General features: G+C 58.5%; 18 protein-coding genes. 14 read left to right on the top strand and 4 right to left on the bottom strand.

Annotated features, from left to right (window positions below; genetic code table 11):
• The first annotated feature begins 92 nt into the window (after window positions 1–92).
• From hemA to kdsA, 6 genes are read left to right on the top strand one after another with little or no spacing between them, the layout of a single operon-like run.
• Window positions 93–1349 carry a glutamyl-tRNA reductase gene (hemA, locus tag ACOTXC_RS05000; RefSeq protein WP_003856666.1) on the top strand — a complete coding sequence of 419 codons (1257 nt, stop codon included), beginning with the start codon at window positions 93–95 and terminating at the stop codon, window positions 1347–1349.
• 41 nt (window positions 1350–1390) lie between these two features.
• The gene (gene prfA, locus ACOTXC_RS04995; RefSeq protein WP_003856667.1) at window positions 1391–2473 is read left to right on the top strand and encodes a peptide chain release factor 1; all 1083 of its coding nucleotides are present in this window, start codon (window positions 1391–1393) and stop codon (window positions 2471–2473) included.
• Window positions 2473–3303: a peptide chain release factor N(5)-glutamine methyltransferase gene (gene prmC, locus ACOTXC_RS04990; protein WP_032624094.1), complete on the top strand. Its 831-nt coding sequence runs from the start codon at window positions 2473–2475 to the stop codon at window positions 3301–3303. Before prfA ends, prmC begins: the two co-directional genes overlap by 1 nt.
• Window positions 3300–3692 (top strand): invasion regulator SirB2, encoded by a 393-nt coding sequence (sirB2, locus tag ACOTXC_RS04985; RefSeq protein ID WP_421767456.1) that lies wholly within the window; start codon window positions 3300–3302, stop codon window positions 3690–3692. Before prmC ends, sirB2 begins: the two co-directional genes overlap by 4 nt.
• Window positions 3693–3695: 3 nt before the next feature.
• Window positions 3696–4505, top strand: a complete 810-nt coding sequence (gene sirB1 / locus ACOTXC_RS04980) for an invasion regulator SirB1 (RefSeq protein ID WP_022648376.1) — start codon at window positions 3696–3698, stop codon at window positions 4503–4505.
• Window positions 4506–4541: 36 nt separating this feature from the next.
• Complete coding sequence (kdsA, locus tag ACOTXC_RS04975) at window positions 4542–5396, top strand: 3-deoxy-8-phosphooctulonate synthase (protein WP_022648375.1); 855 nt, start codon at window positions 4542–4544, stop codon at window positions 5394–5396.
• Window positions 5397–5501: 105 nt separating this feature from the next.
• On the opposite strand, the gene chaA is transcribed toward kdsA, so the two are convergent.
• The gene (gene chaA, locus ACOTXC_RS04970; protein ID WP_003856672.1) at window positions 5502–6602 is read right to left on the bottom strand and encodes a sodium-potassium/proton antiporter ChaA; all 1101 of its coding nucleotides are present in this window, start codon (window positions 6600–6602) and stop codon (window positions 5502–5504) included.
• 268 nt (window positions 6603–6870) lie between these two features.
• Here chaA and chaB point away from each other — a divergent pair, with 268 nt between their 5' ends.
• Both chaB and ACOTXC_RS04960 read left to right on the top strand, forming a co-directional pair.
• Complete coding sequence (gene chaB, locus ACOTXC_RS04965) at window positions 6871–7101, top strand: putative cation transport regulator ChaB (protein ID WP_003856674.1); 231 nt, start codon at window positions 6871–6873, stop codon at window positions 7099–7101.
• A gap of 177 nt (window positions 7102–7278) precedes the next feature.
• Window positions 7279–7974 carry a gamma-glutamylcyclotransferase gene (locus ACOTXC_RS04960; protein ID WP_017384255.1) on the top strand — a complete coding sequence of 232 codons (696 nt, stop codon included), beginning with the start codon at window positions 7279–7281 and terminating at the stop codon, window positions 7972–7974.
• 30 nt (window positions 7975–8004) lie between these two features.
• Here ACOTXC_RS04960 and ACOTXC_RS04955 read toward each other — a convergent pair whose 3' ends face one another.
• The 3 genes from ACOTXC_RS04955 to ACOTXC_RS04945 form a co-directional block, all read right to left on the bottom strand.
• Entirely contained in the window at window positions 8005–8244 is a 240-nt protein-coding gene (locus tag ACOTXC_RS04955; RefSeq protein WP_015570352.1) for a hypothetical protein, read from the bottom strand.
• A gap of 196 nt (window positions 8245–8440) precedes the next feature.
• On the bottom strand, window positions 8441–10225 hold the full coding sequence (locus ACOTXC_RS04950; RefSeq protein ID WP_421767455.1) for a methyl-accepting chemotaxis protein: 1785 nt from the start codon (window positions 10223–10225) through the stop codon (window positions 8441–8443).
• A gap of 106 nt (window positions 10226–10331) precedes the next feature.
• The gene (locus ACOTXC_RS04945; RefSeq protein WP_022648372.1) at window positions 10332–10685 is read right to left on the bottom strand and encodes a DsrE/DsrF/TusD sulfur relay family protein; all 354 of its coding nucleotides are present in this window, start codon (window positions 10683–10685) and stop codon (window positions 10332–10334) included.
• Between the two features lie 73 nt (window positions 10686–10758).
• Here ACOTXC_RS04945 and nasR point away from each other — a divergent pair, with 73 nt between their 5' ends.
• From nasR to ACOTXC_RS04915, 6 genes are all read left to right on the top strand, one after another.
• Window positions 10759–11931, top strand: a complete 1173-nt coding sequence (nasR, locus tag ACOTXC_RS04940; protein WP_421767454.1) for a nitrate regulatory protein NasR — start codon at window positions 10759–10761, stop codon at window positions 11929–11931.
• A gap of 227 nt (window positions 11932–12158) precedes the next feature.
• On the top strand, window positions 12159–13406 hold the full coding sequence (locus ACOTXC_RS04935; protein ID WP_421767453.1) for a CmpA/NrtA family ABC transporter substrate-binding protein: 1248 nt from the start codon (window positions 12159–12161) through the stop codon (window positions 13404–13406).
• 2 nt (window positions 13407–13408) lie between these two features.
• A complete protein-coding gene (gene ntrB / locus ACOTXC_RS04930) occupies window positions 13409–14287 on the top strand; it encodes a nitrate ABC transporter permease (RefSeq protein WP_022648369.1) in 879 nt (292 codons plus the stop codon).
• Between the two features lie 9 nt (window positions 14288–14296).
• Window positions 14297–15085: an ABC transporter ATP-binding protein gene (locus tag ACOTXC_RS04925; protein WP_042715167.1), complete on the top strand. Its 789-nt coding sequence runs from the start codon at window positions 14297–14299 to the stop codon at window positions 15083–15085.
• A 12-nt stretch (window positions 15086–15097) separates the two neighbouring features.
• The gene (gene nirB, locus ACOTXC_RS04920; protein WP_421767452.1) at window positions 15098–19084 is read left to right on the top strand and encodes a nitrite reductase large subunit NirB; all 3987 of its coding nucleotides are present in this window, start codon (window positions 15098–15100) and stop codon (window positions 19082–19084) included.
• Window positions 19081–21558 carry a molybdopterin-dependent oxidoreductase gene (locus tag ACOTXC_RS04915; RefSeq protein ID WP_421767451.1) on the top strand — a complete coding sequence of 826 codons (2478 nt, stop codon included), beginning with the start codon at window positions 19081–19083 and terminating at the stop codon, window positions 21556–21558. The genes nirB and ACOTXC_RS04915 overlap by 4 nt, the downstream gene beginning before the upstream one ends.
• Window positions 21559–21586: the final 28 nt, after the last annotated feature.

The following is a 21586-nucleotide window of genomic DNA, read 5'->3' as shown; positions in this document are numbered from 1 at the left end:
TCCGAAAGGGGGCAGTCTCTTTTATTGATCTCGCGCATCCTGTATGATGCGTCCTGCTAACCTTATTAACGCTGGTACTACTCCCGCTCAACATGACCCTATTAGCACTCGGTATTAACCACAAAACGGCCCCGGTTTCACTGCGAGAACGCGTTACGTTTTCGCCGGATACGCTCGACCTGGCGCTGGATAGCCTGCTTGCACAGCCGATGGTGCAGGGTGGCGTGGTGCTGTCGACGTGCAACCGTACCGAGCTCTATTTAAGCGTGGAAGAGCAGGACAACCTGCACGAGGCGCTGATCCGCTGGCTATGTGACTATCACAACCTCAACGAAGAAGAGCTGCGCAACAGCCTGTACTGGCATCAGGATAACGATGCGGTCAGCCATCTGATGCGTGTTGCCAGCGGTCTGGATTCGCTGGTGCTGGGCGAGCCGCAGATCCTCGGCCAGGTGAAAAAAGCCTTCGCGGATTCCCAGAAAGGGCATCTGAAAGCCAGCGAACTGGAGCGAATGTTCCAGAAGTCATTCTCCGTGGCGAAGCGTGTGCGAACCGAAACCGACATTGGCGCCAGTGCGGTTTCGGTTGCTTTCGCGGCCTGTACTCTTGCCCGTCAAATCTTTGAATCGCTGTCGACCGTCACCGTACTGCTGGTGGGGGCGGGCGAAACCATCGAGCTGGTGGCGCGCCATCTTCGCGAACACAAGGTGAAGAAGATGATCATCGCTAACCGCACCCGCGAACGTGCGCAGGTGCTGGCAGATGAAGTGGGCGCTGAGGTGATTGCGCTGAGCGACATCGATGAACGTCTGAAAGAGGCGGACATTATTATCAGTTCTACCGCCAGCCCGCTGCCGATTATCGGGAAAGGGATGGTCGAGCGTGCGCTGAAATCCCGCCGCAATCAGCCGATGCTGCTGGTGGATATCGCCGTTCCGCGTGATGTCGAACCGGAAGTGGGCAAACTGGCGAACGCCTACCTGTACAGCGTGGATGACCTGCAAAGCATCATTTCGCACAACCTTGCCCAGCGTAAGGCGGCGGCTGTGCAGGCGGAAACCATCGTTGAACAGGAAACCAGCGAATTTATGGCCTGGCTGCGCGCGCAAAGCGTCAGCGAGACCATCCGCGAATACCGCGGTCAGGCGGAGCAGGTGCGTGATGACCTGACGGCCAAAGCGTTAGCGGCCCTTGAACAGGGCGGCGACGCGCAGGCGATTATGCAGGATTTAGCCTGGAAACTGACCAACCGCCTGATCCATGCCCCAACCAAATCTCTTCAGCAGGCTGCCCGTGACGGGGACGATGAACGCCTGACTATTCTGCGCAACAGCCTCGGGCTGGAATAGCGCCCTATACCCATTTTCTAAGACAAGGTGCATTTACGCCTATGAAGCCTTCTATCGTCGCTAAACTGGAAGCTCTGCACGAGCGCCATGAAGAAGTCCAGGCGCTGCTCGGCGATGCCGGGACCATTGCCGACCAGGAACGTTTTCGCGCGCTGTCGCGTGAATACGCGCAGTTAAGTGATGTTTCAAAATGCTTTACCGACTGGCGACAGGTCCAGGAAGATATCGAAACCGCGCAGATGATGCTCGACGATCCTGAAATGCGCGAGATGGCCCAGGAAGAGTTGCAGGACGCTAAAGCGCGGTCAGAAGAGATGGAGCAGCAGCTTCAGGTCCTTCTGCTGCCAAAAGATCCGGACGATGAGCGTAACGCTTTTGTGGAAGTCCGCGCCGGTACCGGCGGCGACGAAGCGGCGCTGTTCGCCGGAGATCTGTTCCGTATGTACAGCCGTTATGCGGAATCACGCCGCTGGCGCGTGGAGATCATGAGCGCCAACGAAGGCGAGCATGGCGGCTACAAAGAGGTTATCGCCAAAATCAGCGGCGACGGCGTTTATGGTCGGCTGAAGTTTGAATCCGGCGGTCACCGCGTGCAGCGCGTGCCTGCGACAGAATCTCAGGGACGCATTCACACCTCGGCCTGTACGGTGGCGGTCATGCCCGAGCTGCCGGAAGCGGAACTGCCGGATATCAACCCGGCGGATCTGCGCATCGACACCTTCCGCTCTTCAGGGGCGGGTGGTCAGCACGTTAACACCACCGACTCCGCTATCCGTATTACTCACCTGCCCACCGGGATTGTGGTTGAGTGTCAGGACGAGCGATCCCAGCACAAGAACAAAGCTAAGGCGTTATCCGTGCTGGGTGCCCGTATCCACGCGGCGGAAATGGCGAAACGCCAGCAGGCGGAAGCCTCTACCCGCCGTAACCTGCTGGGCAGCGGCGACCGTAGCGATCGTAACCGCACCTATAACTTCCCGCAGGGGCGCGTAACCGACCACCGCATCAACCTGACGCTCTACCGTCTGGATGAGGCAATGGAAGGCAAGCTCGATATGCTGATTGAGCCTATCGTGCAGGAATACCAGGCCGACCAGCTGGCGGCGCTGTCCGAGCAGGATTAATGGATTTTCAGCGCTGGTTACGTGAGGCGGCCCGTGAACTTTCAGAAAGTGAAAGCCCGAAGCGGGACGCCGAAATTCTGCTTGAGCATGTGACGGGTAAAGCCCGCACGTATCTGCTGGCTTTCGGCGAAACCGAACTGACAGCTGAACAGCTATCGCAGCTGGAGGCGCTGCTCGCCCGCCGTAAAACCGGCGAGCCGGTGGCGCATCTGGTTGGCGAGCGCGAGTTCTGGTCACTTCCGCTGTATGTTTCAGCGGCGACGCTGATCCCGCGCCCGGACACCGAGTGTCTGGTGGAGCAGGCGCTGGCGCGGTTACCGGCGCAGTCGTGTCAGATCCTCGATCTCGGTACCGGCACCGGTGCGATTGCGCTGGCGCTTGCCAGCGAGCGGCCGGACTGTATCGTGACGGCGGTAGACGTGATGCCTGATGCGGTCGCCCTCGCGCGGCGCAACGTTGAACGGCTGGGGTTGAACAATGTTTCCGTTCTGCGAAGCAGCTGGTTTGCCGCGCTTGAAAGCCGCACGTTCGAAATGATTGTCAGCAATCCGCCCTACATCGACGAAGACGATCCGCATCTCGCGCAGGGCGACGTGCGTTTTGAACCGTTGACCGCGCTGGTCGCTGCGAATCAGGGACTTGCGGATCTCGATCACATTGTGACAACGTCACGGCAACATTTGCTTCCCGGTGGCTGGCTGCTGGTGGAACATGGGTGGACGCAGGGAGAGGCGGTGCGAGCACTGTTTACGCGTGCCGGATACGCCGCCGTGGAAACCTGCCGGGATTACGGCGGCAATGAACGTCTGACGCTGGGGCAGTGGTCATGAGCCTGTTTACGCTGCTAATCACCGTTCACCTGGTTTCCGTTGCCCTGACCATCGGCTTTTTCATTGTCCGCTACGGGTGGCGCTACAGCAATAATCCGCTGATTAACGCCCGCTGGGTACGTATCGCCCCACACGGTATCGACACAGTGCTGTTCCTTTCCGGAGCCGGGTTAATGTGGAAGACCGGCTATCTGCCATTTACTGATAAAGGCCTATGGCTGACTGAAAAGCTGTTTGGCGTTATCATCTACATCGTTTTGGGTTTTATCGCGCTTGGGCGTCATCGTCTGCGCAGCCAGCAGACAGGGTTTATCGCCTTTCTGCTGGGTCTGGTGGTGCTGTACATCATCATTAAACTCGCCACCACAAGAATACCGTTACTGGGGTAAGTCATGAGGTCCTTAGCCGATTTCGAATTTAACAAAGTGCCGCTATGCGATGGTATGATCCTGATTTCAGAGATGATCCGCGACGATTTCACATCACAGTACGTTTACGCTGAACTGGAAAATCTGGTCAGCCTGGCGCGCGAAGAGATCAATCAGGCACGTCCGCAAGACTGGCAATTAGAGAAGCTGATTGAGCTTTTCTACGGCGAATGGGGTTTCTGCGACACGCGAGGCGTGTATCGCCTGTCTGACGCACTGTGGCTGGACCAGGTGCTGAAAAATCGACAGGGTAGCGCCGTCGCGTTGGGCGCCATTTTACTGTGGGTTGCGCACCGACTGGATATTCCACTGGTGCCGGTCATTTTCCCGACGCAGATGATTTTGCGGGCGGAGTGGCTGGACGGTGAGATGTGGTTAATCAATCCGTTTAACGGCGACACGCTGGATGAGCATACGCTGGACGTCTGGCTGAAAGGCAACATCAGCCCGATAGCGGAGCTGTTCAATGAAGATCTCGATGAAGCCGATAACGCCGAAGTGATCCGCAAGCTGTTGGATACGCTGAAGTCTGCGCTGATGGAAGAGCGTCAGATGGAGCTGGCCCTGCGCGCAAGCGAAGTGCTGTTGCAGTTCAATCCGGAAGATCCGTACGAAATCCGCGACCGCGGCCTGATTTATGCGCAGCTCGACTGCGAGCACGTGGCGCTGAATGATTTGAATTATTTCGTCGAGCAATGTCCGGAAGATCCGATCAGCGAAATGATTCGCGCGCAGATCAACGCGATCGCGCATAAACACATTACACTGCATTAATCTTAATTCCGATTCACACCTGAATAAGGCGATCCTATGAAACAAAAAGTGGTTAGCATTGGTGATATCAACGTGGCAAACGACCTGCCGTTCGTGCTGTTTGGCGGTATGAACGTTCTGGAATCCCGCGATCTCGCTATGCGCATCTGCGAACACTACGTGACCGTGACCCAAAAGCTGGGCATCCCGTACGTGTTTAAAGCCTCTTTTGACAAAGCCAACCGCTCCTCCATTCACTCCTACCGTGGCCCGGGCCTGGAAGAGGGGATGAAGATTTTCCAGGAGCTGAAACAGACGTTTGGCGTGAAAGTGATCACCGACGTGCACGAAGCGTCTCAGGCACAGCCCGTGGCTGATGTGGTAGACGTGATTCAGCTTCCGGCGTTCCTGGCGCGCCAGACTGACCTGGTAGAAGCGATGGCGAAAACCGGTGCCGTGATTAACGTGAAAAAACCGCAGTTCGTGAGCCCTGGCCAGATGGGTAACATCGTCGATAAGTTTATCGAAGGTGGTAACGACCAGGTGATCCTGTGCGACCGTGGTTCAAACTTCGGTTATGACAACCTGGTTGTGGATATGCTGGGCTTCAGCGTAATGAAGAACGTCTCTAACCAGTCTCCGGTGATTTTCGACGTGACCCACTCCCTGCAATGTCGCGACCCGTTTGGCGCCGCGTCTGGCGGGCGTCGTGCGCAGGTGACCGAACTGGCGCGCGCCGGTATGGCAACCGGCCTGGCGGGTCTGTTCATTGAAGCGCACCCGGATCCGGTTAACGCGAAATGCGACGGTCCTTCCGCGCTGCCGCTGGATAAGCTGGAGCCATTCCTGAAACAGATTAAAGCGATTGACGATCTGGTGAAGAGCTTCGACGAGCTGGATACCAGCAACTAATAAAAAAACCCGCTTCGGCGGGTTTTTCTTTGCCCGGCGGCGCTACGCTTGCGCGGGCCTACGGGTTTCGTAGGCCGGGTAAGCGCAGCGCACCCGGCAAAAAAATTACGCAAATATCGTCATCAGATACGCAATAAACAGCGCCATATGCGCCGCGCCGTTCAGCACATTGGTGCGACCGGTTGAGAAGGAAATCTGACACAGCAGCAATGAAGCTACCATCACAATCATCTCTGGGGCACCCAGCGCAAACTGCAATTCATTCCCCGTCATAAAGGCAATAAGCGTTACCACCGGAACGGTAAGGGAGATGGTCGCCAGAACGGAGCCAAAGAACAGATTCATCGCACGCTGCACCTGATTATTGAGCACCGCTTTCAGCGCTCCCAGGCCTTCTGGCGACAGGATCAACAGGGCTACCAGGAAACCGGTAAAGGCGACCGGCGCGTTCAGTTCAGTTAACAGCGCCTCCAGCGGGTTCGCATTCATCTTGGTGACCGCAATTACCGCAATCAGATGCACGATCAGCCAAACCGTGTGCCACGCGCTGCTGTGGGCCGACGGCTTACCGTGATGCGGGTCATCATCGTCGCCGTCGTCTTCATGCTCGTAAACAAACAGGCTCTGGTGCGTTTTGGTCTGGATCAGCAGGAACACGCCGTACATTGCCGCGGAAATCAGCGCCACCAGCAGCGCCTGGCCGGTGGTGAAGTTTGCGCCCGGCAATGCCATCGGGAATACCAGCACGATAATCGCCAGCGGGAACAGGGCGATCAGATACTGTTTAATGCCAAAAAGGTTCATGTACTGGGTGGCAAATTTGCGGCCACCTAATAAAAGCGAAAAACCGACCAGGCCGCCGGTAACAATCATAATGATGGAGTAGAGCGTATCGCGCATTAACGTTGGTGCGGCGTCGCCGGTGGCCATTAATGCGGAAATTAGACTGACCTCAAGAATCACAACCGAAAGGCTTAAAATTAATGACCCATACGGCTCTCCAAGACGGTGGGCTAAAACATCCGCATGGCGTACCACGCTAAATGCACTGGTTAAAATACCCACCAGAGCCAGAATATTGATCCCCACAACCACTGGCAATGACTGACTGCTTCCCCAGAAGAGCAGCACAGCCAGTGCCAGAACCGGGAAAATGAGAGAGGTCTCCTTGTGGCGGGTCTTTACCGCCTCGTGTGTTGCTGTCATGTGTTTCTCCAACAGTGCAGGTGCTTGTAATTATAGATAGATTTTGAGGGTGTTAAATTAACAGAAAACGGTTAAATACCCTGTATTTTTTACTTAATTTTACCCTTTAATGGGATTTTTCTTCCTGAAGCTTATAATGCCTCATTTACACAAAATAATAATTTAATAACAATGCCTTGCACTCTTAAATAGTTCATTTCTCGCTGTCGGCTGGCACCCTGGCGTATCGTCGTCCACACTTATCTTTTAGCCAAAAGAGAGGTTAGCGATGCCATACAAATCGAAAAGCGAATTACCGGATAACGTGCAAAACGTACTGCCTGCCCACGCTCAGGATATCTATAAAGAAGCCTTTAACAGCGCCTGGGATCAATACAAAGATAAAGAAGATCGCCGGGACGATGCCAGCCGTGAAGAGACGGCGCATAAAGTGGCCTGGGCCGCCGTAAAAAATGACTATGAGAAAGGGGATGATGACAAATGGCACAAAAAGAAATAGCTGCCGAATAATACGCTGCCTCCATTTTGACATTTCAGGCGGTTGAACTGCCGCTGTATTGCATCTGGCCCGCGAATTGCTTATCGTTGCTCAACTGCTGTTAAAATGAACAGCACAGAATGCCGGGAAGGCGCATTAAAGATGTCGCAAGGAAGCATGCAGTGGCGGAGGTGGAATGTGTTAACGCGTGATTTCTTGATGAAGGCAGATTGTAAGACGGCATTTGGTGCTATTGAGGAATCGCTTCTGTGGTCGGCTGAACAACGTGCGGCGTCGCTTGCGGCAACGCTGGCCTGCCGCCCGGATGATGGCCCGGTCTGGATTTTTGGTTACGGCTCTCTGATGTGGAACCCGGCGCTCGAGTTTGTTGAATCGGCAACCGGAACGCTGCCTGGCTGGCACCGCGCCTTCTGTTTGCGCCTGACCGCCGGACGCGGCAGCGCCTGTCAGCCTGGACGTATGCTTGCACTAAAAGAGGGCGGGCGCACCACGGGCGTGGCATACCGGCTGCCGGATACCACGCTGGAAGATGAGCTGACGCTGCTGTGGAAGCGCGAGATGATCACCGGCTGCTATATGCCCAGCTGGTGCAAGCTGGAACTGGACGACGGCCGCACCGTCAACGCGCTGGTGTTCATTATGGATCCGCGCCACCCGCTGTATGAAGCCGACACCCGAACCCAGGTGATTGCCCCGCTGATTGCCGCCGCCAGTGGACCGCTGGGCACTAACGCCCAGTACCTTTTCTCGCTCGATCAGGAGCTGACGCGTCTCGGTATGCAGGACGACTGTCTGAGTGAGCTGGTGGTGAAGGTTAAAGCGCTGCTGGAAGGGAACCCGCTCAGCAATACGCTGCGCCCGGGTTTTGCCTGATAATACGCCCGGCTGGCCGGGCGTTTATGGTTATGCTGCCACGTAACTTACGGAATGTTCGAGCGACTGGCTGTGGCTGTCGATCAGCACATCCCAGGTGCCGGTGTAAGGCACCGTCAGCCAGGCCTTATCATCCTGGACGGTAAGGATATCTGCCTGCGATTGCTTTTGCCCTTTTGTACTCATCAGATGGATGCGGCAACGTTCTGAGCAACGCACCACTACCGTATCCCCGCCAAACAGTTTCAGACTCGTTTTAACTCGTGCCATTTTTTATACCCCGTCGTTTTTGCCCATCCCGAGCGTGATGTTGTTCACAATTTACTCATTGCATAACACCAAAGGGGAAGGTGGGTGATGCTGATTTCGATCAAAAAATGGCGCAACGATTAAACAAAAATGACAAAATTTCTGAAACCTTTCAGCCGACGCGCGTTTTCCCTGCTTAACGCGCGTCCGGGAAAAATTATATGCGGAAATGGCCAGCGGTCTCAGCAAGGTCGCCCGCCTGGCTTTGCAGCGCGCTGGCCGCAGCAGCAGACTGTACAACGAGTTCAGCGTTCTGCTGCACCATGCGATCCAGGTGAGTCACCGCGTGGTTAATTTCATGGATGCCTTTCATCTGCTCGCGGGTGGCAATAGATATTTCACGCATAATGCCAGACACGCTCCCGACGCTGGCGCGGATCTCATCCATGCTGTCGCCCGCAAGGTGCACAAACCGGGAGCCGGTTGCAACGCTTTCGGTAGTGGAGTCAATAAGGGATTTGATCTCTTTCGCCGCCTGAGCGCTGCGGCTGGCCAGATTACGCACTTCCCCCGCAACGACCGCGAACCCACGGCCCTGCTCACCGGCACGAGCCGCTTCGACGGAGGCGTTAAGCGCCAGAATGTTGGTCTGGAAGGCGATGCCGTCAATCACGCTGGTGATATCGCCAATCTTTGCAGAAGCCACTTCGATGGACTGCATGGTGCTGATTGCCTGCGAGACAACTTCGCCGCCGCGCGCTGCGGCCGCAGAGGCCTTACTGGCCTGGTCGTTGGCCTCTTCGGCCGATTCATTCGACTGGGTGACGGAGGCGGTTATCTCTTCCACGGCGCTGGCGGTCTCACGCAGGCTGGACGCGGCCTGCTCGGTACGTCCGGAGAGATCCTGGTTGCCTGCCGCAATCTCCTGCGCGGCGTTTTTCACTGAGGCGCTGGCGTCGCGAAGCTGGACCATCACCACCGAGAGCTTATTGCTGAAGGCGTTAAACGCCTGCGCAATTTGCGCCACTTCGTCATCGCCGCTATCCGGCAGACGCTGGGACAGATCGTTGGTGCCGTTGGCAATGCTGTGCATCGCGTAGCGAATGTCGGACAGGCGCTTAAGCAGGCGGGCTATCAGGAGGTGGACAATGGCGCCGCTCAGAAGCGCCAGAATCACCAGCGAGATTGCCGACGCTTTCAGCAAGGAACGCATGCCGGAGTTAGCGTCGCTGCTGTCGAGGGCGACGACCAGCAGCCAGTTCGTGCCCGGCACGGCTGAGGCGATAAAGGTTTTTTCCTCATCATTCAGCGTCCCGTCGACCGGATTACCGCTCTTCAGCGCCGCAAGGTCGATGCCTTTGATCGTCCCGGTAAACGGCTTCAGCGTCAGGGTCGGCTCGTTGGCGGCAATAACCGTGCCGTCGCTGTTCAGGAGCAACCCGCTGCTGGCAGGCGTTGGGTGGATCCCGCGCACGTTCGCCACCACGCTATCCATGGCGACATCGCCCGCTACCACCGCTTTCAGAGTACCATTCTCCTTCACCGGTACGGCAAACGTCACCACCAGCTTCCCGGTCCCGGCATCAACGTAGGGCGCCGTCACAACCGGGCCATCCGTGCTCACCACCTGCTGATACCAGGGACGAATGGTTGGGTCATAATCCGCCGGGACCCCCGCAGGATCGGAGAATTTCGCCGTCTTGCTGGCGTAGCCTGCGTAGACGTTGGTGAAGCCGCCCGCCTGGGCTAATTGCTTAAACACCGGAACCGGATCGTCAGCCAGCGCGATGCTCTGCGCGGAGGCAATCACCGTCATTTTGCTTTTGACCCAGTCGGCAATCGCCATATTGTGGCTGGCGCTGGCGCTGGTCAGTATATCGCGCTGCGACTGCTGATTATCCTGGCGCGTGACCTGAAAGTTGATAATGGTATTAAGAAGAAGGGCGACGACCATACAGCCTGTCGTCGCCGCAATAATGCGGGCGCGAATGGATCTGAACATAAGTGTAATACCTGCTGTGTTGTTTCCATGCCTATCGGCAATGGCGCAGGTAAACTTGATGCTGAAACCGCGTCCATAAGAAAATAATATTTTTAGCGATTTATTATTAAAAAGTTAATACTTTATCAGCGGTAAGAGTCCATTCAGCCAGTTCAACCAGCGTGCCAATTTCCACGCCATCAATCAGGGGCAGCCCGGTAATGCCGCGACCGTCGGTACAGGTTTTGCACAGCTTGACCGGAACGTTTTGCGCGGTCAGGATCTCCAGCATGTGTTGTATGTTGTAGCCCTCAGCGGGGTTCTGCCCCTTCAGCGCGGCCGTGACGGCATCGGACATCAAAAAGAGGCGCAGCTCCAGCTCACTCTCCTTATCGCGCAGCGCGATTGCCAGGCGCAGACTGTTAAAAAGGGATTCACTGCCGTAGGCCGCACCGTTGGCGACGATCACAATCTTCTGCATGTTGACTCCTGTTCTTTGAAAAGGCACGAATATTGCTTCTCATACCGAAGAATATGTATCGGAGAGAGAAACGATGACGATAGTGGCTGGCAGTTCGCCTGGCGCGACCGAATGGTTCCAGCGTGCAAGAATGCTGCGGGAGGAACAGCTCGGCAGATTAGCGCAGCTGGGCGCACTGGTGAACGGCATCAGTCGACTGGTGCATATGCTACAGTGCGAACGCGGTGCGTCAAATGTCTGGCTCTGCTCGCAGGGTAAATTGTACGGGCCTGAATGCAAAGCCAGCAGGGCTTTGGTGGATGAAAACCTTGCTGCATTGCACCTCCTGTTTAGCGAACCGCTGCCGGGCAGCGCCCTCTGCGAACGTATCGCCAGCGCACTGCACGGCCTTGAAACGCTGACGGTGCTGCGTGATGGCGTTACAGGTCAACGCGTCACCGCGCCGCAGGCGATGGAACACTACAGCCGCATACTGCGTCATCTGCTCAATATCGTACCTCAACTCAGCGACAGCATTGACGATCCGCACATCGCGGGCCGATTTGTGGCCCTTTACAGCCTGATGCAGGGCAAAGAACTTGTGGGACAAGAGCGGGCGTTAGGGGCTATTGGTTTCACCCAGGGATTCTTTGACGATGAAACTCGCCAGCGGCTGGTGGATCGCATTGATGGCCAGCAGGCCTGCTTTGAGGTTTTTATCTCCCATTGCACTCCAGACGTGCAGGAGACGTTTACCCTCAACTGTCAGCCGGGTCTGGAGACTGAAAAACTCAGGCGTGAAGCGTGCACCCGCCAGCCTCCGGCAGATAATGGCGATACCGCTCTCAAATGGTTTGCCCTGCAAACCACGCGCCTTGAGCATCTGCGCACGCTGGAGGAGGTGGCCATTGCCGATCTGATGACGGCAGTTGAGGAGCGTCGCTATAGCGAAAACCTGCACGTAGACGATGAGTACGACGATATCCTGGCGCGATTTCCGGATAGACTACTGCTGCCGCTGGTGCGCCAGCAGGCGCGTGAAATTGAGCAACTCTCCCGTCAGCTTGCTTCCCTGCGCGACACGCTGGAGGAGCGCAAGACCATCGACAAAGCCAAAAGCGTGCTAATGACGCATCAGAACATGAGCGAGGAGCAGGCGTGGACAGCCCTGCGCAAAATGGCGATGGATAAAAACCAACGCATGGTGGATATCGCCCGTGCGCTCCTTACGGTGAAAAATCTGTGGAAGGTACCCCCTGGGGAGTAGTTGCACAGTCAGTGGGCATTTAATGCCTGATTGAGGTGCGTAAAAGAGCGCTCTCCTTGCAGAAACCCCGTAAAGCCGGGGTTAAAAAGCTGGCATCACCTTTGCATTAACAGATTAACTATTTTTGACGATGCGCCAACGGCGGTGCATACGTCTTCGGGATAAAGGCGTCCAGCGGTGCTTCAGCACCGTCGGGCGCTTTTTTTTGCCTTTTTTCAGGAGCAATTATGGCGGATTTGTCGAGACGGCGGTTATTGCAGGCCAGCATGCTGGCGAGTGGTGCGATGCTGTTGCCGGGTGTCATGCAGGCCGCATGGGCGGCGGGGTCAGATAAGCCGGAGCAGGATACCGTGCGTATCGGGTTTATCCCCCTGACCGATTGCGCGCCAGTGGTTATCGCGGCCCTGAAAGGGTTCGATAAAAAACACGGCATTACCATTGTACCTACCAAAGAGGCGAGCTGGGCGGCGGTGCGCGACAAGCTGGTGGCGGGGGAGCTGGACGCCGCACACATTCTTTACGGCCTGCTGTACGGACTGGAGCTGGGTATCGCGGGCAAGCCGCAGCAGATGGCGAACCTGATGACTCTCAACCAGAACGGTCAGGCCATTACGCTCTCCAGCGATCTGGCGGAGAAGGGCGTTCGCGATCTCGACGGGCTGAAAAAGCTGATTACACAGCAGGCACCGGGAACCTACACCTTCGCGCATACCTTCCCGACGGGGACACACGCTATGTGGCTCTACTACTGGCTGGCCAGTGCGGGCATTAACCCGTTTGACGACGTGCGCACTGTGGTGGTCCCGCCGCCACAGATGGTGATGAACATGCGCATCGGCAACATGGTCGGGTTCTGCGTCGGCGAGCCGTGGAACGCGCGGGCGATTAACGACCGCATCGGGTTTACCGCCGCCACGTCACAGTCCATCTGGGCCGATCACCCGGAAAAGATCCTCGGCACCCGACGCGACTGGGTGGTGAAAAATCCGCACACCGCACGGGCGCTGGTGAGCGCCGTGATGGAAGCCGCGCGCTGGATCGAGGCGTCAGCGGAAAACAAACGTGAAACCGCGCAGATCCTCTCGCGCCGCGCATGGCTCAACTGCAAGGAACAGTACCTCACCGGACGCATGCTCGGCGAATACGACAACGGGCTCGGTCAGCGCTGGCAGGATGCGCACCCGATCCGTTTCTTCAATGAGGGTGCCGTGAGCTACCCGTATCTCTCCGACGGCATGTGGTTCTTAACCCAGTTCCGTCGCTGGGGCTTGCTCAACGCCGCGCCGGATTATGCGGGCATCGCACAGCGCATTAACCAGACCGCGGTCTGGCAGGATGCCGCGACCGCCGTGGGCGGCATGTCCACACCGTCATCACCGTATCGCAGCAGTACCCTGATGGACGGCACCGTCTGGAACGGCACCGATCCGGAAGGGTACGCCAACCACTTCGCCATTCACCGTAAAGGGGCCTGAGTATGCAGCATCTGCAAAATACGCAACCACAAGAGAAGTCAGAGAGCGGGGAAGTGATTGTCCTGCCTCCGCTACAGGTTCGCCGTCGTGCGCCAGCGTTTACGCGTCGGATGAATGAGTTTTTACAGCGCGTCATCCCGGCGCTGCTCGGTCTCGGTCTGCTGGTGGTGCTCTGGCAGCTGGCGGCGATAAACAGTAAAGGTTTCCCGACGCCGCTCAGCACGCTCGATTCGGCCATGACCCTGTTTGCCGATCCGTTTTATCGCGACGGGCCAAACGATATGGGCATTGGCTGGAACGTGCTGGCGTCGTTGCAGCGCGTCGCCATCGGCTTCGGTCTGGCGGCGCTGGCGGGCATTCCGCTGGGCTTTTTGATTGGGCGCTTCACCTTTTTCTCCCGCATGTTCAACCCGCTGATCGCGCTCCTGCGTCCGGTCAGCCCGCTGGCCTGGCTGCCTATCGGCCTGCTGCTGTTCCAGAAAGCGGAGCCCGCGTCGAGCTGGACCATTTTCATCTGCTCTATCTGGCCGATGGTCATTAACACCGCCGAAGGGGTGCGCCGTATTCCGCAGGACTACCTCAACGTGGCCCGGGTGCTGCAACTCTCAGAGTGGACCATCATGCGCCGCATTCTTTTCCCCGCCGTGCTGCCTGCGGTGTTGACCGGGGTACGTCTCTCCATTGGCATTGCCTGGCTGGTGATTGTCGCCGCCGAGATGCTCACCGGAGGTTTAGGCATTGGCTTCTGGATCTGGAATGAATGGAACAACCTCAACGTCGAAAACATTCTCATCGCCATCGTCATCATTGGCGTGGTCGGGTTGCTGCTGGAGCAGGGGCTGATGCTGATCGCCCGTCGCTTTAGCTGGCAGGAAAAATAAGGAGTGAAGATGAAACCTTTAATTCAGGTCCAGGCCGTGAGCCAGCGTTTTTCCACCGCCAGCGGCGAGTTTCTGGCACTGCAAAACGTCTCTTTTGATATCCACGAGGGCGAAACCGTCAGTCTGATTGGTCACTCCGGCTGCGGCAAGTCGACCCTGTTAAACCTTATCGCCGGGATCACGCTGCCGACGGAAGGCGGGCTGATTTGCGACAACCGCGAAATCGCCGGGCCGGGGCCTGAGCGTGCGGTAGTGTTCCAGAACCATTCGCTGCTGCCGTGGTTAACCTGCTTCGACAACGTGGCGCTGGCGGTGGATCAGGTCTTCCGTCGCACCATGAGTAAGGCCGAGCGCAAAGAGTGGATTGAGCACAATCTCGACCGGGTGCAGATGGGCCACGCGCTGCATAAGCGCCCCGGGGAGATCTCCGGCGGTATGAAGCAGCGCGTCGGTATTGCCCGGGCGCTGGCAATGAAGCCGAAAGTGCTGCTTATGGATGAGCCGTTTGGCGCGCTCGATGCGCTGACGCGTGCCCATCTTCAGGACTCGGTGATGCAGATCCAGCAGGCGCTGAACACCACCATCGTGCTCATCACCCACGATGTGGACGAGGCGGTACTGCTCTCTGACCGCGTACTGATGATGACCAACGGCCCGGCGGCCACCGTGGGTGAGATCCTGCGCGTCGATCTGCCGCGCCCGCGCAACCGGGTGCAGCTGGCGGACGATAGCCGCTATCACCATATGCGCCAGCAGATCCTCCATTTCCTCTACGAAAAACAGCCGAAAGCGGCGTAATGAGGGGGCACGATGCGACTGGTCATTATCGGTAATGGTATGGCGGCAACCCGGCTGATTGCATCGCTCACCGGGCGTGTGCCCGGTCGTTTTGCTATCACCGTCATTGGTGACGAGCCGGAGCAGGCGTACAACCGCATCCAGCTTTCGCCGGTGCTGAGTGGTGAAAAGCAGGCGGAGCACATCTGTCTGCACGATGAAGACTGGTACACGGCACGAGGCGTGACGGTGCTGCGAGGAGAAACGGTGCTCGCAGTAGACGTTAACGCGCATAAAGTGCGTACCTCTGCTCGCACGCTGGGCTGGGATGCGCTGGTGTTTGCCACCGGGTCTACCCCTGTAGTGCCGCCGATCCCCGGCGGCGATGCGCCGCATGTGTTCACCTTTCGCACCCTGGCAGAGACCCGCGCCATCCAGAACCTCTCCGGTCCGGCGGTAGTGCTGGGCGGTGGCGTACTTGGCGTGGAAGCAGCGGCAGCGCTGGCGCGCAACGGTGACAACGTCACGCTTATCCATCGTGGTCCCTGGCTGATGGAACAGCAGCTGGATCAGCAGGCGGGACTGCTGCTTGAAGAGGCGCTGGCGGCGCGGGGTGTTAGCTGTGAATTCGCCTCTGGCATCGCGGCGATTAACGGCAAGAGCGTGACGCTACTCAACGGGCACAGCGTCACCGCCGCGCGCGTGGTGCTGGCCACGGGTGTACAACCCAACGTTGCGCTGGCAAAAGCCAGCGGCATTCACTGCGCGCGCGGCATCGTGGTGGATCACCAGATGCAAACCTCCGTGCCGGATATCTACGCCATCGGCGAGTGCTGTGAAATTGACGGCCAGACATTTGGCCTGGTCGCCCCCTGTCTGGCGCAGGCGGATATTCTCGCCGCGCGGCTGGCCGGGGAGATCACCGCGCCGTTTACCCGGACCGACAACGGCGTGCGTCTTAAGGTGACCGGCGTGGAGCTGTTCAGCCTTGGACGCGCGACGGCGCAGGCGGACGATGTGGTATGGAGTTCATGGGATCCGCTGACCCGTCACTATCGACGTTTACTGATCCATCAGGGGGCGCTGGCTGGCGTGCTGCTGCTGGGTGACTGCCGCAGTGCGGCAACCTTTACCGATTTACTGGCAACGGCTGCGCCCGCCCACGCGGACTGGCTGTTCGATCGTTTCACAACGCAACCGCAGGTTGCAGGACAGAACGCTATGACAAAACCTACTCTGGTGGTGGTTGGGCACGGTATGGTCGGCCATCATTTCCTCGAAGACTGCGTTAACCGCAATTTGCATCAGCAGTATCAGATTATTGTTTTTGGCGAAGAGCGCTATGCGGCCTATGACCGCGTGCATCTGTCGGAATATTTTGGCGGACGCAGCGCGGACTCGCTTTCGCTGGTGGCGGGGGAGTTCTTTGCCGATAACGGTATAGAGCTGCGCCTCTCGCAGCAGATTGTCGCTATCGATCGTGATGCACACGTTGTGCGTACCGCCAGCGGCCATGAAACCCACTGGGATAAGCTGGTGCTGGCGACCGGCTCGTACCCGTTCGTACCGCCCGTTCCGGGCAGCGATCTGCCGGGTTGTTTTGTCTACCGCACCCTCGACGATCTGGACAACATTGCGGCCCATGCGGCAGGCTCTCGCCGCGGCGTGGTAATTGGCGGCGGCCTGCTGGGGCTGGAGGCGGCGAATGCGCTTAAGCAGCTAGGGCTGGAAACCCACGTGGTGGAGTTTGCGCCGAACCTGATGGCGGTGCAGCTCGACAGCGACGGTGCGGCAATGCTGCGCAGGAAAATTGAGGCGCTGGGCGTAGGGGTACACACCAGTAAATCGACGACGGAGATTGCCACCGCAGACGACGGGCTGGTGCTGCGTTTTGCCGAGGGTGAACAGCTGGAAACGGACATGGTCGTCTTCTCTGCCGGTATTCGTCCGCAGGACGCGCTGGCGCGCAACAGCGGGCTGGCTATTGGCGAGCGCGGCGGGATCTGTATTGACGACGGCTGCCGGACCTCCGATCCGGACGTGCTTGCCATCGGGGAATGCGCGCTGTGGGAGGGGAAAATCTTTGGCCTGGTGGCCCCGGGCTACCAGATGGCGCGCGTGGCCGCCGCTGTGCTGGCGGGTGAGGAGAAGCGCTTCACCGGCGCGGATATGAGTACCAAACTCAAGTTGCTGGGTGTGGATGTGGCGTCGTTTGGCGATGCCCACGGGCGCACGCCGGGGGCGCTGAGCTACCAGTGGACGCACGGGCCGCAGCAAATCTACAAAAAAATTGTGGTCAGTCACGACAGCAAAACCCTGCTGGGTGGCGTGCTGGTGGGCGATGCCAGCGAATACGCCACGCTGGTGCAGATGATGCTTAACGGCATCAGTCTGCCAAAAGAGCCGGAAACGCTGATCTTACCCGCGTCGTCAGGCTGCACGCCAAAAGCGCTGGGCGTGGCGGCGCTGCCGGAAAGCGCGCAGATCTGTTCGTGTCATAACGTCAGCAAAGGGGATATCTGCCTGGCGGTAAGCGCGGGCGCAACGGATATCGGCGCCATTAAGCAGTGCACCAAAGCGGCGACCGGCTGCGGAGGTTGTAGCGCGCTGGTGAAGCAGGTGATGGAGTTCCAGCTTGCGGAGCAGGGCGTGGAGGTGAAAAAAGATATCTGTGAGCACTTCCCGTACTCGCGTCAGGAGATATACCACCTGGTGCGCGTCAACCATATCCGGACCTTCGACCAGCTTATCAGCCGTTACGGACAAGGGCACGGCTGTGAGATCTGTAAACCGCTGGTGGGATCAGTGCTGGCCTCCTGCTGGAACGAATACCTGCTGAAACCGGCGCATCTGCCGCTGCAGGACACCAACGACCGCTACTTTGCCAATATTCAGAAGGACGGAACGTATTCCATCGTGCCGCGCATGCCTGCCGGGGAAGTGACGGCCGACGGGCTGATCGCCATAGGCCAGATTGCGAAACGCTATAGCCTTTACAGCAAAATCACCGGCGGACAGCGTATTGACCTGTTTGGCGCCACGCTCGAACAGTTGCCGGAAATCTGGCAGGCGCTGGTGGAGGCCGGATTTGAGACCGGTCATGCGTACGGGAAATCCCTGCGCACGGTGAAATCCTGCGTCGGGTCGACCTGGTGTCGCTATGGCGTGCAGGACTCCACCGGCCTTGCGGTCAAACTGGAGCATCGCTACAAGGGGTTACGTGCGCCGCACAAAATCAAAATGGCGGTCTCCGGCTGTACCCGTGAGTGCGCAGAGGCGCAGAGCAAAGACGTGGGGGTGATTGCCACGGACAAGGGCTGGAACCTTTATCTGTGCGGCAACGGCGGGATGAAGCCGCGCCACGCGGATCTCTTTGCCAGCGATCTGGACGACGAAACGCTGATCCGCACCGTTGACCGTTTCCTGATGTTCTACATTCGCACGGCAGATCGTCTGCAACGCACCAGTACCTGGATGGATAACCTGGAAGGCGGCCTCGACTATCTGCGCGAGGTGATCCTGAACGACAGCCTTGGGATCGCCCACGAGCTGGAGCAGGAGATGGCCCGGGTGGTGGAGACCTATCAGTGCGAATGGCAAACCACCCTCAACGATCCTGATCGCCTGGCGCTGTTCCGCACCGCGGTGAATGTCCCTGCCGCGGCGGAGAGCAAGCGCTGGCAGGAAATTTGCGGCATCAATGATATCCCCGAGCAGGCGGGCATCGGCGCGCGGCTTGGCCGAAAACCGATTGCGCTGTTCCGCTTTGGAACGTCCGTTTATGCCCTGGACGACCTGGAGCCGGGCAGCAGCGCGAACGTGCTTTCGCGCGGCATCCTTGGCGATGCAGCGGGCGAGCCGGTGGTGATTTCCCCGCTTTACAAGCAGCGCATACGTCTGCGCGATGGATGTCAGGTGGAGAACGGCGAACCCGTGGTGCGCGCCTGGCCGGTAAAAATTGAAAACGGCAAGGTTTGGGTTGGAAGCCAAGAGCTGGTGATGCGTGCGGAGGCCTCATGACGGAAACCCGTACAACGTGCCCTTACTGCGGGGTGGGCTGCGGCGTGGTCGCCAGTGTGGAAGATGGCGCGGTAAGCATTCGTGGGGATGAAACTCATCCGGCGAACTTTGGTCGCCTGTGCGTAAAAGGATCTGCCCTCGGGGAAACGACGGGGTTGCAGGGACGTCTGCTGCGCCCGGTTGTTGACGGCATGGAGGTGGCATGGCCGCAGGCGCTGGGTGAAGCGGGCGAGCGGCTACGGAAGATCATCACCGAATGGGGGCCGCAGGCGGTGGCGTTTTATGCCTCCGGCCAGCTGTTGACCGAGGATTACTATGCGGCCAACAAGCTGATGAAAGGCTTTATCGGGGCGGCGAACATTGATACCAACTCGCGGCTGTGCATGTCGTCGGCGGTGGTGGGCTACAAACGCGCCTTCGGTGAAGACATTGTGCCGTGCAGCTACGAGGACGTGGAAAACAGCGATCTGGTGGTACTCGTTGGCTCAAACGCGGCCTGGACGCATCCGGTGCTGTATCAGCGGCTGGTGCAGGCAAAACGCAGCAACCCGCAGATGAAAGTGATCGTGATCGATCCGCGCAAAACCGCCACCTGCGATGTCGCTGACCTGCATCTGGCGCTTAAGCCCGGCAGCGACGCCGGGCTGTTTGTGGGATTGCTCAATCTGATTCAGGGTAGCGGCGAGTGGCCGATTCCTCACGTGGCCGCGTTTTGCGATCTGCCTTCAGACGAGATTGGCACCTTCTACGACTGGTTTGTCACTGCGCCACGCGCGATCACGCTCTACACCATGGGGATCAACCAGTCCTCCAGCGGCAGCGACAAGTGTAACGCCATCATTAACGTGCATCTTGCCAGCGGGAAGTTCAACCGTTCGGGCTGCGGCCCGTTTTCGCTGACCGGACAGCCAAACGCCATGGGCGGGCGGGAAGTGGGTGGGCTGGCGAACCAGCTGGCGGCGCACATGAACTTCGAGCCGGACGATCTTTCGCGTGTGGCGCGTTTCTGGGGAACCGAGCGGCTGGCACAAACGCCGGGGCTGATGGCGGTAGAGCTGTTTGACGCGATTGCCCGCGGCGAAGTGAAGGTGGTGTGGATCATGGGCACCAATCCTGCCGTGTCACTTCCCGACAGCCACGCGGTGTGCCAGGCCCTGGCAGCCTGCCCGCTGGTAATAGTATCTGAGGTGATGCAGGAGACGGACACCAGCCGGTTTGCTCATATCCGTTTTCCCGCCCTGGGCTGGGGCGAAAAAGACGGAACGGTGACCAATTCCGAGCGGCGTATTTCGCGCCAGCGCGCGTTTCTGCCTGCGCCGGGCGAGGCCAGACCGGACTGGTGGATCATCGCCCGGATCGCAGAGCAGCTCGGTTATGGCGATGCCTTCGCCTGGGAACACCCTCATGAGATATTTTGTGAACATGCGGCGCTGACGGCGTTTGAAAATAACGGCGAACGGGCGCTAAACCTGCGCGAACTGGCGTCGCTGTCGCGAGAGGCGTGGGACGAGCTGGCGCCTTATCAGTGGCATGCCGGTGATTTCCCGCAAAGAAATCTTGTACCGGTTGATCCTTCCTCGCATGGGGCAGGCGTCGACGAATTGTACCCCTTGATACTGAATACCGGGCGGATCCGCGATCAGTGGCACACCATGACGCGCACGGGGTATGTTCCGCGCCTGATGCAGCATATCGATGAGCCTTTTATTGAGATGAACGCAACCGATGCGGCGCGCGCGGGGCTGACTGACGGCCAGCTGGCGCGGATAAGTTCCCCGCGCGGGGTCATGGTTGCCAGAGTACGTATCTCTACCGCACAGCGTGCGGGCGAGCTGTTTGCGCCGATGCACTGGAACGCGCAGTTTGCCCGGCAGGGGAAGGTCAACGCGCTGGTGGAAGGGCGGATTGATGCCTGGTCCGGCCAGCCGGAGAGTAAACAAACCGCGGTGAGGATCCTGCCCTGGCTACCCGCCTGGCAGGGGGAGCTGTATGCCCGCGAGTTGCCAGCGCTGCCGCTGTCGGTCTGCTGGTGGCGTAAAGCCTCACGTCTGACGGTGGCGGGGGAGCAGCCGTTGCTGTCGTGGGTCATGGCGTACGCCAGCGGTCGGGGCTGGCAGTTACAGGTGGCACAGACGGGAGAACGCAGCAGCGTGCTCGCCTGGCATCACGGCGAGCTGATGCTGGGCTACTGGGAGGGCCATACGCTGCCGGCGCTGGCGCATGCGTTTATTGAACAAGCCTTTGCTGCTGCGCCCGTACAACTTGCTGAACGCCACGCGCTGCTGCACGGACAACGGCCGGGCGAAGATGCCGATCCCGGGCGAATTATCTGTAGCTGCTTTAGCGTGGGTGAAAATACGATACGTAAGGCGATAGCCGGAGGCTGTAATTCTGCCGCAGCGCTGGGCGTGAAGCTGCGTTGCGGTACGAACTGCGGCTCCTGCCTGCCGGAGCTGAAAGGGCTGTTGGGATAATAGTGTAAAGGCGTCAGGTGGCGGCTTC

Origin of the sequence: Enterobacter cloacae complex sp. IR5428, from assembly GCF_049238585.1 — a bacterium.
Taxonomy (GTDB): domain Bacteria; phylum Pseudomonadota; class Gammaproteobacteria; order Enterobacterales; family Enterobacteriaceae; genus Enterobacter; species Enterobacter intestinihominis.
This window is presented reverse-complemented; position numbering and strand designations above follow the sequence as displayed.

Excerpts from the sequence above, each read along its gene's own strand:
- hemA (WP_003856666.1), top strand. The coding sequence starts at position 93 with ATGACCCTATTAGCACTCGGTATTAACCACAAAACGGCCCCGGTTTCA.
- prfA (WP_003856667.1), top strand. The coding sequence starts at position 1,391 with ATGAAGCCTTCTATCGTCGCTAAACTGGAAGCTCTGCACGAGCGCCAT.
- prmC (WP_032624094.1), top strand. The coding sequence starts at position 2,473 with ATGGATTTTCAGCGCTGGTTACGTGAGGCGGCCCGTGAACTTTCAGAA.
- sirB2 (WP_421767456.1), top strand. The coding sequence starts at position 3,300 with ATGAGCCTGTTTACGCTGCTAATCACCGTTCACCTGGTTTCCGTTGCC.
- sirB1 (WP_022648376.1), top strand. The coding sequence starts at position 3,696 with ATGAGGTCCTTAGCCGATTTCGAATTTAACAAAGTGCCGCTATGCGAT.
- kdsA (WP_022648375.1), top strand. The coding sequence starts at position 4,542 with ATGAAACAAAAAGTGGTTAGCATTGGTGATATCAACGTGGCAAACGAC.
- chaA (WP_003856672.1), bottom strand. The coding sequence starts at position 6,602 with ATGACAGCAACACACGAGGCGGTAAAGACCCGCCACAAGGAGACCTCT.
- chaB (WP_003856674.1), top strand. The coding sequence starts at position 6,871 with ATGCCATACAAATCGAAAAGCGAATTACCGGATAACGTGCAAAACGTA.
- ACOTXC_RS04955 (WP_015570352.1), bottom strand. The coding sequence starts at position 8,244 with ATGGCACGAGTTAAAACGAGTCTGAAACTGTTTGGCGGGGATACGGTA.
- ACOTXC_RS04950 (WP_421767455.1), bottom strand. The coding sequence starts at position 10,225 with ATGTTCAGATCCATTCGCGCCCGCATTATTGCGGCGACGACAGGCTGT.
- ACOTXC_RS04945 (WP_022648372.1), bottom strand. The coding sequence starts at position 10,685 with ATGCAGAAGATTGTGATCGTCGCCAACGGTGCGGCCTACGGCAGTGAA.
- nasR (WP_421767454.1), top strand. The coding sequence starts at position 10,759 with ATGACGATAGTGGCTGGCAGTTCGCCTGGCGCGACCGAATGGTTCCAG.
- ACOTXC_RS04935 (WP_421767453.1), top strand. The coding sequence starts at position 12,159 with ATGGCGGATTTGTCGAGACGGCGGTTATTGCAGGCCAGCATGCTGGCG.
- ntrB (WP_022648369.1), top strand. The coding sequence starts at position 13,409 with ATGCAGCATCTGCAAAATACGCAACCACAAGAGAAGTCAGAGAGCGGG.
- ACOTXC_RS04925 (WP_042715167.1), top strand. The coding sequence starts at position 14,297 with ATGAAACCTTTAATTCAGGTCCAGGCCGTGAGCCAGCGTTTTTCCACC.
- nirB (WP_421767452.1), top strand. The coding sequence starts at position 15,098 with ATGCGACTGGTCATTATCGGTAATGGTATGGCGGCAACCCGGCTGATT.
- ACOTXC_RS04915 (WP_421767451.1), top strand. The coding sequence starts at position 19,081 with ATGACGGAAACCCGTACAACGTGCCCTTACTGCGGGGTGGGCTGCGGC.